Genomic DNA, 12,038 nt, shown 5'->3' with positions numbered 1-12,038 from the left:
TTCGGCCCGGTGTCACACCAGGCCGGACCGCCCCCGCGCCTCCTCGCGCAGGGCCTCCACCCGGGCGGCCTCCTCGGGCGGGAGCACGTCGGAGGGGAAGTCGGCCGGCTCGAAGATCCGCCGGAGTTCGACGACGCCCTCCCGGAACGGGATCCGGGTCGCCCACTCCCGGGCCTGGTCCATCGAGTCCACCCGGATGACCCAGTAGCCGGCGATCAGCTCGCCGATCTCGTCGAACGGCCCGTCGATCACACTGGGCTTCCCGCCCGCGAACACCACCCGGGCGCCCTCCGAGGACGCCCACAGCCCGTCGGCGGCCAGCAGCGCGCCCGCCTTGGCCAGGGCCTCGTTGTACCGCTGCATGTCGGCGACCTGTTCCCGGGTCGGCAGCACGCCGGCCTCGGACTCCTCGGTCGCCTTGACGATCATCATGACGCGCATCAGGTGTTTCTCCTGTCCCGTTGCTGCCCCCTGACCACCTAGCCTCCCCGCAGGTGCGGACGGTACGGGCGCCCCGGCCGCCGTGTCGCCGGTTTTTCGCGAGAACGGGAGCGGGCCCTCCCGGAGAACTCCGGAAGGGCCCGCTCGGAAACCGCGGCCTAGAACTCGTCGTCGAACGCGACCGTGCCCTCGACCGCCACCTGGTACGCGGAGGCGCGGCGCTCGAAGAAGTTGGTCAGCTCCTGGACGTTCTGCAGCTCCATGAAGGAGAAGGGGTTCTCCGAGCCGTAGACCGGGGCGAAGCCGAGGCGCTGGAGGCGCTGGTCGGCGACGCACTGGAGGTACTCGCGCATGGACTCGGTGTTCATGCCCGGCAGGCCCTCGCCGCACAGGTCGCGGCCGAACTGCAGCTCCGCCTCGACGGCCTCCTTCAGCATGTCGGTGACCTGCTGCCGCAGCGCGTCGTCGAAGAGGTCGGGCTCCTCCTGGCGGACGGTGTCCACGACCTCGAACGCGAAGTTCATGTGCATCGTCTCGTCACGGAACACCCAGTTGGTGCCGGTGGCGAGACCGTGCAGCAGACCGCGCGAGCGGAACCAGTACACGTACGCGAACGCGCCGTAGAAGAACAGACCCTCGATGCACGCGGCGAAGCAGATCAGGTTGAGCAGGAAGCGGCGGCGGTCGGCCTTCGTCTCCAGCTTGTCGATCTTCTCGACCGAGTCCATCCACTTGAAGCAGAACTGGGCCTTCTCCCGGATGGACGGGATGTTCTCCACGGCCGCGAAGGCGGCGGCGCGGTCGTCCGGGTCGGGCAGGTAGGTGTCCAGCAGCGTCAGATAGAACTGGACGTGCACGGCCTCCTCGAAGAGCTGCCGCGACAGGTACAGCCGCGCCTCGGGGGAGTTGATGTGCTTGTACAGCGTCAGCACGAGGTTGTTGGCCACGATCGAGTCGCCGGTCGCGAAGAACGCGACGAGCCGGCCGATCATGTGCTGCTCGCCCGGGGAGAGCTTGGCGAGGTCGGCCACGTCGGAGTGGAGGTCGACCTCCTCCACGGTCCAGGTGTTCTTGATCGCGTCGCGGTAGCGGTCGTAGAAGTCCGGGTACCGCATGGGGCGCAGGGTCAGCTCGAAGCCCGGGTCGAGCAGGTTCTTCTGTTCGTTCGACATTACTGGCATGCCTCGCAGGACTCGGGGTTCTCAAGGGAGCAGGCGATGGCGTCCGCGTCGGGCGCGGCCTGCTGGACGGGGACGGTGGCCGGGGCGGCGCCGCCACCGGACGCCGCGCGGGCGATCCGGGTCGCCGGGCGCGAGCGCAGGTAGTACGTGGTCTTGATGCCCTGCTTCCAGGCGTACGCGTACATCGAGCTGAGCTTGCCGATGGTGGGCGAGGCCATGAACAGGTTGAGCGACTGGCTCTGGTCCAGGTACGGGGTGCGGGCCGCGGCCATGTCGATCAGGGCGCGCTGCGGGATCTCCCAGGCGGTGCGGTAGAGGTCGCGCACCTCCTGCGGGATCCAGTTCATGTCCTGGATCGAGCCGTTGGCGTCGGTCATCGCGTCGCGCGTGGTGCGGTCCCACACGCCGAGCTTCTTCAGGTCCTCCACCAGATAGGTGTTGACCTGGAGGAACTCACCGCTGAGCGTTTCGCGCTTGAACAGGTTCGAAACCTGCGGCTCGATGCACTCGTAGACACCGGCGATGGACGCGATCGTCGCGGTCGGCGCGATGGCCAGCAGCAGCGAGTTGCGCATGCCGACGGAGGCGATCCGGGCGCGCAGCGCGTCCCAGCGCTCGGCCCAGGTCGGCTCGGTGTTCGGGTAGTGGTCCGGGTGCAGCACGCCGCGCGCGGTGCGGGTCGCGGACCAGGCCGGGTGCGGGCCGTGCCGCTCGGCGAGGTCGGCGGACGCCTCGTACGCCGCGAGCATGATCCGCTCGGAGATCCGGGTGGACAGGGCCTTCGCCTCGGGGGAGTCGAAGGGCAGCCGCAGCCGGAAGAAGACGTCCTGGAGGCCCATCAGGCCCAGACCGACCGGCCGCCAGCGGGAGTTGGAGCTCCCGGCCTGCTCGGTCGGGTAGAAGTTGATGTCCACGACGCGGTCGAGGAAGGTGACGGCCGTGCGGACGGTCCGGTCCAGCTTCTCCCAGTCCATCTCGCCATCGGTGCCCAGGTGGGCGGCGAGGTTGACGGAACCGAGGTTGCAGACCGCGGTCTCGCCGTCGTTCGTGACCTCCAGGATCTCCGTGCAGAGGTTGGAGGAGTGGACGACCTGGCCGGGCTCGGCGGTCTGGTTGGCGGTGCGGTTGGCGGCGTCCTTGAACGTCATCCAGCCGTTGCCGGTCTGCGCCAGGGTGCGCATCATCCGGGCGTAGAGCACCCGCGCCGGGATCGCCTTGACGGCCTTGCCCTCGGCCTCGTACTTCCGGTACGCGGCGTCGAACTCGTCGCCGTAGAGGTCGACCAGGTCGGGCGTGTCGGCCGGCGAGAAGAGCGACCAGTCCGCGTCCGCCTCGACCCGGCGCATGAACTCGTCCGGGATCCAGTGCGCGATGTTGAGGTTGTGGGTGCGGCGGGCCTCTTCACCGGTGTTGTCGCGGAGCTCCAGGAACTCCTCGATGTCCGCGTGCCAGGTCTCCAGGTAGACGCAGGCCGCGCCCTTGCGCCGGCCGCCCTGGTTGACGGCGGCGACGGAGGCGTCGAGCGTCCGCAGGAACGGCACGATGCCGTTGGAGTGCCCGTTGGTGCCGCGGATCAGCGAACCGCGGGACCGGATGCGGGAGTAGGACAGGCCGATGCCGCCCGCGTGCTTCGACAGCCGCGCGACCTGGTGGTAGCGGTCGTAGATCGAGTCCAGCTCGTCCAGCGGCGAGTCCAGCAGGTAGCAGGACGACATCTGCGGGTGGCGCGTGCCGGAGTTGAAGAGCGTGGGGGAGGAAGGGAGGTACGAGAGGGTGCTGGTGAGGCGGTAGAGCTCGGCCACGTCCTCCAGGGCGCGGACCGATCCGTCCTCGGCCAGGCCGCAGGCCACGCGCAGCAGGAAGTGCTGCGGCGTCTCGATCACGTTCCGGGTGATCGGGTGGCGGAGCAGGTAGCGGCTGTGCAGGGTGCGCAGGCCGAAGTAGCCGAAGCGGTCGTCGGCGCCGTCGGCGAGGGCGGCGTCCACCAGCGCGTCCAGCCGCTCGGCGTGCTCGCGCACGAACGCGGCGGTCTCGTCGGCGATCAGGCCCTCGCGGTGGCCGGTGGCGACGGACGCGGAGAAGGAGACCGCGCCCTGCCCGGCCGCCTCCTCGGCGATGGCGAGCGTGAGGAGCCGCGCGGCGAGCCGCGAGTACTCGGGCTCCTCGGAGATCAGCCCGGCCGCGGCCTCGGTGGCCAGCGAGCGCAGTTCGGCCTCGTCCGACCCGGGGTGCCGGCCGCGCAGCGCGGCGGCGGCGACCTTGCCGGGGTCGGTGGCGGGCAGGTCGGCGGTGAGCTCCGTCAGGGTGCGCAGGAGCGCGGTCCCGGGGCCGCCGGTCGCTACCGTGTCCGCCTCGGGCACTGAAACCGGACCTGAAGCAGGTTCCGCGGGCGCGATCGTCACGTGTGGCTCTCCCTCGCTCGGCTGGGGGCCCGGCGGGAGGGCAGGGGAGCGCGCACGCGCAGCCGACGGCGTACGGAAGCCGTACGAGGCGTGCGCGCGGGCGTCCACCGGCCCAACCCGCGAGGCCCGGACGTGTTCAGACGCCGTACCGGGCGGGCCCGGCGATGGCGTGCTGCCGGCAGGTCCTCGGACTGCGGAACGGGCGGATTGGGCCCGTACGTACACCGTTGCGGGACAGTTCCGGATTTCCACCGGATTCCCCTGCGGCGACAGCGAGGACGAGCATACATCTAGTGCCGACGGTCGCGCGTGCCCCCACATGTTGTGTCGTCACGTCATGGAGCGGTCGCGGAATGTGCTAACGGGAGGGCACTTTGGGGCTTCGTTCACGGAAGCGATCGCCGCTCGCCGGGCGGGAGACGGCACGAGCGTCCGGGCTTCACAAAAGCGTAGGAGCGGCTCCGGCCGCGGCGTCCGCCGATCCGGCTTCGCCCGGTCCCGGACGCTCGTACGATCCGTTCATGTCGAACGGGAGATCGATCACAGGCGGGCCCGAGTCTGCCGTCGTGTCGGCCCTGCCCCGGCCCGTGCCGGGCATCCGGGTCTGTGTGCGGCTCAATCTCGGCGGCTGCGGGCCCTACGCGCACATCGTCGCGGACGTCGAACCGCCCGGGCCGGGCGGCGGGCTGGAGCTGCTCAGTGCCGTGCCGGAGGAGCTGCTGCCCCGGGAGCACCTCCCGGCGCTGCGGCGGGGCCTGCTGGAGGGGCTCGGCGGGGTGGCGGCCGCCGTCCTGGTCACCGACGGCCACTACCACGACGCGGACTCCTCCGACCTCGGCTATCTGATCGCCGGCAGACAGGCCGGTCGCGCCGCGCTCGTCGGCGCGGGCCTGCTGCCGCCCGGGGAGGCGGAGGCGCTGCGCTGGGCGAGCTGGCCCGGCCGGCCGCGGCCCCGCCGGCGAGGCGGGGGCCGACGGTGGTAGCCGGGCGTCAGTGGCCGCCCGGTGCCCCCGCCGTCGCGGGGGGCAGTTCCGTCTGGACGCCCGGGTCGCCCGCGTCCGCCGTGTAGTCGGACGCCTTCGTCTCGTCCACGCCGTCCGGTGTGCCGAGCGCCTTGAACACCAGGGTCAGCACGACCGCGACGAGCACGTTGAGCGCGAACGCCGTCAGCCCGATGTACCCCTTCTCCCCGATGAAGGGGATGAGGTTGGTGTTGCCGAAGTGGTCCTGGGTGGCACTCGGGGTGTCATACGCGCGCCAGGTTCCGTAGATCATGCCGGCCGCCCAGCCCGCCAGGAGCGCCCAGCGATGGAACCAGCGGGTGAACAGGCCGCCGACCAGGGCGGGGACGGTCTGGAGGATCCAGATGCCGCCCAGCAGCTGGAAGTTGATGGCGACCGTTTTGTCCATGGTGAGGACGAAGACGAGCGCGCCCACCTTCACCAGCAGGGACGCCAGCTTGGAGACCTTCGCCTCGTGCGCGGGCGAGGCGTCCGGCCGCAGGAAGTCCTTGTAGATGTTGCGGGTGAAGAGGTTGGCGGCGGCGATGGACATGATGGCCGCCGGGACCAGGGCGCCGATGCCGATCGCCGCGAAGGCGACGCCGGTGAACCAGTCCGGGAACATGTCCTCGAAGAGCTGCGGGATGGCCAGCTGCCCGTTCTTCACCTTGATCCCCGCCGCCACCGCCATAAAACCGAGCATCGCCAGCAGCCCCAGCATCAGCGAGTACAGCGGCAGGATCGTGGTGTTGCGGCGGATGACGTTGCGGTTCTTGCTGGAGAGCACCGCCGTCACCGAGTGCGGGTAGAGGAACAGCGCCATCGCCGAGCCGAGCGCGAGGGTCGCGTACGCCCACTGCGCGTCCGGCCCGGTCGCCAGGGCGCCGCGCGGCTTGCCCGTGTCCGGGTTCTTGACGGAGAACGCCTCGCCCGCCTTGGCGAAGACGTGGTCGAACCCGCCGAGCCGCATGGGGATGTAGATGATGGCGACCGCGATGACGATGTAGATCAGCGCGTCCTTGACGAACGCGATCAGGGCGGGGGCCCGCAGCCCGGACGAGTAGGTGTAGGCCGCCAGCACGCCGAACGCGATGAGCAGCGGCAGATCCTTCATGAACCAGTTGGAGCCGCCGCCGATCCCCATCACGTCCAGCACGGCCTGGATGCCGACCAGTTGGAGGGCGATGTAGGGCATCGTGGCGAGGATGCCGGTGAGGGCGAGCGCCAGCGACAGCCCCCGGGAGCCGAAGCGGCCCCGGACGAAGTCGGACGAGGTGACATACCCGTGCTTGTGCGACACCGACCACAGGCGCGGCAGGAAGGTGAAGACCAGCGGGTAGCAGAGGATCGTGTACGGCACGGCGAAGAACCCGGCCGCGCCGCCCGCGTAGACGGCCGCCGGCACGGCGACGAAGGTGTACGCCGTGTACAGGTCGCCGCCGAGCAGGAACCAGGTGATCCAGGTGCCGAACGAGCGCCCGCCCAGCCCCCATTCGTCCAGGTTGTCGGCGTTCTCGGCCCGCCGCCACCGCGCGGCGTAGAAGCCCATGACCGTGACGCCCAGGAAGAAGATGATGAAGACGGTGAGCGCGACACCGTTGACGCCGTCCTTCACGCCCGCCCACCCCGCTTCCGCTCCCGCTCCTGCCGGCGCACGAGCACGTACGCGACGGTCGTCAGCGCCGTCGAGATGACGACCCAGAGCATCTGGTACCAGTAGAAGAACGGGATGCCGATGAACGCGGGCTTCAGCCGGGCATAGGAGTCGACCCAGAGCATCGCGCCGAACGGCAGGGCGAGACAGACGCCCGCGACGACCATCGGGAGGGTCACGACCGGCTTGCGGCGGCCGTCGGCGGCGTCGGGTGGTGCGGAAGCGGGTGGTTCGGACATGCGACGGCTCCGTCCCCGTGCGGTCTGCGGCATGGCGCGACGGTCGCGGCGCGATTCCCTCGCGGTGCGATCATTCGCGTAATGCGCACGAAATCTAGGGGAGGGAGCCTCCGGTCGTCACCCCCTGTCCGGATATCGGTATGGCAACATCAACTTCCCTGGCGCGCCGGGGCGCTGGGCGCGCGCGCCGGCGCCTCCACCGGGACCGTGCGCGTTCCCTCCCCCCGCGCATAAGTTGAAGGGCATGTGCGACAAGCCCTTTGACCTCGTCATCTTCGACTGCGACGGCGTTCTGGTGGACAGCGAGCGGATCTGCGTGCGCGTGGAGGCGGAGTACCTGGCCGAGTTGGGAGCACCGTTCACCGAGGCCGAGATCATCGAGAGGTTCGTGGGGTCCCCGGCGGAGATCATGCGGGAGGCGGTCGCGGAACGCCTCGGCCGGCCGCTGCCCGCCGACTGGTGGAAGCCGTACGAGCAGCGCTACGTGGACGCGTTCGCCGCCGAGTTGGCGGCCGTGGAGGGCGTCGCCGAGGCGCTGGGGGAACTGGACCTCCCCTTCTGCGTCGCCTCCAACGGCGATCACACCGCCATCCGGCAGAACCTGCGGCTCACCGGCCTCCACGGCCTCTTCGCGGAGGGGCGGATCTTCAGGGCCGAGGACGTGGCACGAGGCAAGCCCGCCCCGGACCTCTTCCTGCACGCCGCCCGGACCCTGGGCGCCGACCCGGCCCGGTGCGCCGTGGTCGAGGACAGCCGGTACGGCGTCCGGGCCGCCCGCGCGGCGGGCATGCGGTCCTTCGGCTACGCCGGCGGGCTGACGCCCGCCGCCTGGCTCGAGGGGCCCGGCACGGTCGTCTTCGACGACATGCGGAAACTGCCCGCGCTGCTCGCCGGGGGCTGAGCCGTCGGGCAACGCGGCGGCGGGACACGGTCCTTGTCGCGGTCCGTGGTGTCTGCAATGATCATGTGATGCTGAGCATCGGATCGGTGGTCCTTGGCGTCGACGACATGGAGCGGGCCGCCGGGTTCTGGACCCGGGCCCTCGGCTACGTGCCGCGCGACGACACGGTCGAGGCGTCCTTCACCGTCCTGGTGCCCGCCGCCGGCGGCACCGGCGTCCAACTGGCGCTGATGCGCAGCGAAACGGCCGCCGAGCGGTATCCGCGCGTCCACCTGGACCTGTACGCCGCCGACGCGGCCGCGCAGGCGGCGGAGGTGGAGCGGCTACTGGGGCTCGGGGCCGCGCGGGTCGACTGGGACCGCTATCCGGAGGACCCGGACTTCGTCGTCCTCGCGGACCCGGAGGGGAATCGCTTCTGCGTGATCGATACGAGCCACGGCTGATCTGTCGGGCCTCTCCGTCGGGTTTCTTTGTCGGATCTCTCCGCCGGGCCTCAGAGGAAGTCCGCGTGCAGCGTGGACGGCACCTCGGCCGCGTACGCCCCCAGCGCGTCCTCCAGGGCGACGCGCCCGCTGAACAGCAGCTCCAGCAGCTCGTTCTGCGGCCGGTAGTAGCAGGATCCGCACAGCGCGGTGGTCCGCGGGTCCGTGGCCTGCCAGGCGGCGCGGGCGGCGCCGTCCAGGACGTCCGGCCAGCCGCCGGCGGTGACGTCGCCGAGGTCGTAGCGGGGGTCGGGGCTCACCTGGGGGCAGGGGTGGAGGTGTCCGCGGGCGTCGACGGCAGCGGCGAAGCGGCTGTAGTGGCAGCGGCCGAAGCGGGCTTCGCCGTCTGTGGAGCCGGCGTTCGGGCCGTCGCCGTTCGGGGCGCCGTCGGCGGGGCGCGGCAGCCGGACCTCGAACGCCTCGTCCGCCAGCAGGGCGGCCTGGCGCAGGGCCGGTGCGACGTCCGCCGGAGCCGCGTACGGGTCCCCGTAAGGGCCGTCGAGCGGGACGGCGTACGGGTCGGCGTACGGGCCGGTGTCGAAGCGTATGTAGTGGGCACCCGACTCCCGGGCCGCGTGGGCGGCGGCCAGGATCTCCCCGCTGTTGCGTGCGGTGACCACGTAGTGGAAGCCGATGCGGAAGTCCGGGTCGATGGCGGACTGCCGCAGGTTGCCGACGTCGTCGAGGAGCGACGCCAGCGTCGTCCGGCCGGAACCGGAACCGCCGGCCCGGAAGGCGGCCTCGGTGCCCGCCGGGAGCGCGACCCGCACCCAGGTGTGGGTGGAGGCCACGCACTCGGCCGTGTCCGGGCGGCCGAGCCGGGTGCCGTCGGTGACCAGCCCGAGGCGGAGGCCGGCCTCGTGCCCCGCGTCGCACACGGCCGGATAGCCGGGGTGGCGGGTGGTTTCGCGGATGCCGCGGAAGGTCACTGCCCGGCCGCCGGAAGCCGCGAATCCGCGGAGCAGGGAGGCGGCCTCCGCCGTCGGGAGAGCGCTTTCCGCGGGGGAATTCCCGGCGGCCCGCCCGACGGCGTCCGTTCCGCCGCGGCTTTCCGGCCGGGAAATCGCGGAAGGCCCCATGATGTCGAGCCGGACATGCACCGGGCGGATTTCCCGGCCCTCGACGAAGCGGCGCAGCAACTCGCCGTGAGCGAGGACTTTCCGCGGGGAATGCGCCGGTTCCAGGCCGGGCGCGGGGCGCCGGCGGCCGTCCCGCGGAGTGGTTCCTTCGTGGCTCCGCACGCCCGCGGTGTCGTCCATGATCGTCCTCTCGCGAGGCAGCGGTCGGGCGCCGGTGACACTATGAGCCGCCGTGATGACCGTCAATAGGAATGGACCATGAGGGACCGTTCCCGTGGAATCGCCCTCGCCACCCTTCCCGGAAGTCCGGACGATTCCACGGGGCGCACGTCCTATTCCGACGCGGGCCGCCGCAATCGCGCGACGAACTTGTAGCGGTCCCCCCGGTAGACCGAACGCACCCACTCCACCGGTGCCCCGTCCGCGTCCAGCGAGTGGCGGGAGAGCAGCAGCATGGGGAGGCCGACGTCGGTGCCGAGCAGCCCGGCCTCGCGCGGGGTGGCGAGCGAGGTCTCGATGGTCTCCTCGGCCTCGGCCAGGTGCACGCCGTAGACCTCGGCGAGCGCCGTGTACAGCGACGTGTACTTGACGAGGTTGCGGCGCAGCGCGGGGAAGCGCTTCGCGGAGAGGTGGGTGGTCTCGATGGCCATGGGCTCGCCGCTGGCCAGCCGCAGCCGTTCGATGCGCAGCACCCGGCCGCCGGGGGAGATGTCGAGCAGACCGGCGAGGCGGTCGTCCGCCGTGACGTAGCCGATGTCGAGCAGCTGCGAGGCGGGTTCGAGGCCCTGGGCCTTCATGTCCTCCGTGTAGGAGGTGAGTTGCAGCGCCTGGGAGACCTTGGGCTTGGCGACGAAGGTGCCCTTGCCCTGGATGCGTTCCAGGCGGCCCTCGACGACCAGCTCCTGGAGGGCCTGGCGCACGGTGGTGCGCGAGGTGTCGAACTCCGCGGCGAGGGTGCGTTCGGGTGGCACCGGCGTGCCGGGGCGCAAGGTTTCGGTCATCTCCAGCAGATGACGTTTGAGCCGGTAGTACTTGGGAACGCGGGCCGTCCGCACACCGCCGGCGGTGCTGCCGTTCTCCGCTGTCCCGCCCTCGGTCGCCATGGCGTGCCTTCCCGACTCCGATCCTGCTGCCGTCACCGGCTCCTCCGTCTATCGCGGTCACATGGTGGCACGGGCAGTGCCCGAGGGGACCGGAGACGCCCAGGTCGGCCCTCAGGTGTCGGTCCGGTAACGGAGCCGACAGCGACTCTTATACACCCTTGACACCCCAAAAGGTCTAGGCCAAGCTGCGGGCACTGGTCTAAACCATTAAAGACCACTTTTCGGTCCTGAGGAGAGTGCTGTGAAGCGTGGGCTCATAGCGGCGACGGGTGTCGCGGCCTTGTTGGTGAGTGTGGCTGCTTGTGGGTCCGACGGCGGCGACAAGGACTCCGGTTCCGGATCCGGTGACTCCAAGGGCAAGACGCTCACCGTCTGGTTCATGGACGGCTCGAACCCGCCCAAGTGGACCGAGGCCGTGAAGTCCGAGTTCGAGCAGAAGACCGGCGCCAAGCTGGATGTCCAGATCCAGAAGTGGGACAACATCCAGCAGAAGCTCACCACCGCGCTCTCCGAGTCCACGCCGCCCGACGTCTTCGAGATCGGCAACACCCAGACGCCCTCCTACGCCGCGACCGGCGGCCTCGCCGACCTCTCCGACCTGAAGAAGGAGATCGGCAAGGACTGGACCGACTCCCTCAACAAGCCGTCCGTGTTCGAGGGGACGCAGTACGCGGCACCCTGGTGGGCCGCCAACCGCGTCGTCATCTACAACAAGAAGGTCTGGGCCGACGCCGGCGTCAAGGACGTCCCCAAGACCCGCGCCGACCTCTTCAAGGCGTTCGAGGCCATCCAGAAGAAGGGCGACGCCGAACCCCTCTACCTGCCCGGCCAGAACTGGTACTTCTTCGACGGTCTGACCATCGGCGCCGGTGCCGATCTGGTGAAGAAGGACGGCAACAAGTACGTCTCCAACCTCGCGGACCCCAAGGTCGGCAAGGCCATGGAGGTCTACAAGCAGTACCAGGCGTTCAGCAAGGCGCCGAAGGACAAGGACGAGGCCACCCCGCAGCAGGCCGACGTCTTCGCCAAGGGCAAGACCGGCGCCTTCATCGGCATGGGCTGGGAAGCCGACACCGCGGTCAAGGCCAACCCGGAGATCAAGAAGGACCTCGGCTTCTTCACCATCCCCGGTGAGACCGCCGACAAGCCCGAGGGCGTCTTCCTCGGCGGCTCCAACCTCGCGATCGCCGAGCGGAGCAAGAAGAAGGACCTCGCCGAGGAGTTCCTGAAGATCGCGCTGTCCGACAAGAACGAGGGTGCCCTCGTCAAGGAGGTCGGCTCGATCCCCAACAAGGAGTCGCTGCTCTCGCAGGTGGGGGGCAACGGGGCCGGCGCGGCCGCGGCCCCGGCGGCCAAGGGCGGCGGCACCACCCCGCTGATCCCCGAGTGGGCGGCGGTCGAGAACGCCCCCAACCCGATCAAGGCGTACATGACCGCCGTACTCAACGGCAAGTCGCCCGAGGACGCGGCCAAGCAGGTCGAGGGCGAGATGAACAAGCGCCTCAGCCAGAAGCAGTGACCCGCGCGGGCGGGCGGGGCGCGGGCCGGACACCGG

The 12,038-nt window shown here is 70.5% G+C and carries 11 protein-coding genes and 1 riboswitch; of the genes, 4 read left to right on the top strand and 7 right to left on the bottom strand.

The genetic code is table 11. From position 1 onward, the window contains the following. Positions 1–12: 12 nt before the first annotated feature. The 3 genes from K7I03_RS10745 to K7I03_RS10735 form a co-directional block, all read right to left on the bottom strand. Entirely contained in the window at positions 13–441 is a 429-nt protein-coding gene (locus tag K7I03_RS10745; RefSeq protein WP_185940272.1) for a YciI family protein, read from the bottom strand. A 158-nt stretch (positions 442–599) separates the two neighbouring features. Further along, a complete protein-coding gene (locus tag K7I03_RS10740) occupies positions 600–1,622 on the bottom strand; it encodes a ribonucleotide-diphosphate reductase subunit beta (RefSeq protein ID WP_185940271.1) in 1,023 nt (340 codons plus the stop codon). Further along, positions 1,613–4,024 (bottom strand): ribonucleoside-diphosphate reductase subunit alpha, encoded by a 2,412-nt coding sequence (locus K7I03_RS10735; RefSeq protein WP_185940270.1) that lies wholly within the window; start codon positions 4,022–4,024, stop codon positions 1,613–1,615. The genes K7I03_RS10740 and K7I03_RS10735 overlap by 10 nt, the downstream gene beginning before the upstream one ends. A 172-nt stretch (positions 4,025–4,196) precedes the next feature. Then, a riboswitch (adenosylcobalamin-variant (AdoCbl-variant) riboswitch) is annotated at positions 4,197–4,297 on the bottom strand. A gap of 248 nt (positions 4,298–4,545) precedes the next feature. Here K7I03_RS10735 and K7I03_RS10730 point away from each other — a divergent pair. Further along, positions 4,546–5,007 carry a hypothetical protein gene (locus K7I03_RS10730; RefSeq protein WP_185940269.1) on the top strand — a complete coding sequence of 154 codons (462 nt, stop codon included), beginning with the start codon at positions 4,546–4,548 and terminating at the stop codon, positions 5,005–5,007. A gap of 7 nt (positions 5,008–5,014) precedes the next feature. Here the strand turns inward: K7I03_RS10730 and mctP are convergent, their stop codons facing one another. Both mctP and K7I03_RS10720 read right to left on the bottom strand, forming a co-directional pair. Then, positions 5,015–6,640, bottom strand: a complete 1,626-nt coding sequence (mctP, locus tag K7I03_RS10725) for a monocarboxylate uptake permease MctP (protein WP_185940268.1) — start codon at positions 6,638–6,640, stop codon at positions 5,015–5,017. Further along, positions 6,637–6,918, bottom strand: coding sequence for a DUF3311 domain-containing protein (locus tag K7I03_RS10720; RefSeq protein WP_185940267.1), 282 nt, complete (start codon positions 6,916–6,918; stop codon positions 6,637–6,639). Before K7I03_RS10720 ends, mctP begins: the two co-directional genes overlap by 4 nt. Positions 6,919–7,162: 244 nt before the next feature. Here K7I03_RS10720 and K7I03_RS10715 point away from each other — a divergent pair, with 244 nt between their 5' ends. Beyond that, positions 7,163–7,819: an HAD family hydrolase gene (locus K7I03_RS10715; RefSeq protein ID WP_185940266.1), complete on the top strand. Its 657-nt coding sequence runs from the start codon at positions 7,163–7,165 to the stop codon at positions 7,817–7,819. 68 nt (positions 7,820–7,887) lie between these two features. Continuing rightward, the gene (locus K7I03_RS10710; protein ID WP_185940265.1) at positions 7,888–8,262 is read left to right on the top strand and encodes a VOC family protein; all 375 of its coding nucleotides are present in this window, start codon (positions 7,888–7,890) and stop codon (positions 8,260–8,262) included. Between the two features lie 50 nt (positions 8,263–8,312). Here the strand turns inward: K7I03_RS10710 and K7I03_RS10705 are convergent, their stop codons facing one another. Both K7I03_RS10705 and K7I03_RS10700 read right to left on the bottom strand, forming a co-directional pair. Next, complete coding sequence (locus K7I03_RS10705) at positions 8,313–9,560, bottom strand: radical SAM protein (RefSeq protein ID WP_185940264.1); 1,248 nt, start codon at positions 9,558–9,560, stop codon at positions 8,313–8,315. Between the two features lie 152 nt (positions 9,561–9,712). Then, positions 9,713–10,483, bottom strand: coding sequence for a GntR family transcriptional regulator (locus K7I03_RS10700; RefSeq protein WP_185940263.1), 771 nt, complete (start codon positions 10,481–10,483; stop codon positions 9,713–9,715). A 241-nt stretch (positions 10,484–10,724) separates the two neighbouring features. Between K7I03_RS10700 and K7I03_RS10695 the strand changes: the two genes are divergently transcribed. Next, the gene (locus K7I03_RS10695; RefSeq protein WP_185940262.1) at positions 10,725–12,002 is read left to right on the top strand and encodes an extracellular solute-binding protein; all 1,278 of its coding nucleotides are present in this window, start codon (positions 10,725–10,727) and stop codon (positions 12,000–12,002) included. The last annotated feature ends 36 nt before the right edge of the window (positions 12,003–12,038 follow it).

The sequence above is a fragment of the Streptomyces mobaraensis genome (assembly GCF_020099395.1).
Lineage (GTDB): Bacteria > Actinomycetota > Actinomycetes > Streptomycetales > Streptomycetaceae > Streptomyces.
The sequence above is the reverse complement of the archived record's forward strand: the minus strand, read 5'-3'. Positions and strand labels throughout refer to the sequence as shown.

Coding starts and splice junctions, on each gene's coding strand:
- K7I03_RS10745 (WP_185940272.1), bottom strand. CDS start 441: ATGCGCGTCATGATGATCGTCAAGGCGACCGAGGAGTCCGAGGCCGGC.
- K7I03_RS10740 (WP_185940271.1), bottom strand. CDS start 1,622: ATGCCAGTAATGTCGAACGAACAGAAGAACCTGCTCGACCCGGGCTTC.
- K7I03_RS10730 (WP_185940269.1), top strand. CDS start 4,546: ATGTCGAACGGGAGATCGATCACAGGCGGGCCCGAGTCTGCCGTCGTG.
- K7I03_RS10720 (WP_185940267.1), bottom strand. CDS start 6,918: ATGTCCGAACCACCCGCTTCCGCACCACCCGACGCCGCCGACGGCCGC.
- K7I03_RS10715 (WP_185940266.1), top strand. CDS start 7,163: ATGTGCGACAAGCCCTTTGACCTCGTCATCTTCGACTGCGACGGCGTT.
- K7I03_RS10710 (WP_185940265.1), top strand. CDS start 7,888: ATGCTGAGCATCGGATCGGTGGTCCTTGGCGTCGACGACATGGAGCGG.
- K7I03_RS10705 (WP_185940264.1), bottom strand. CDS start 9,560: ATGGACGACACCGCGGGCGTGCGGAGCCACGAAGGAACCACTCCGCGG.
- K7I03_RS10700 (WP_185940263.1), bottom strand. CDS start 10,483: ATGGCGACCGAGGGCGGGACAGCGGAGAACGGCAGCACCGCCGGCGGT.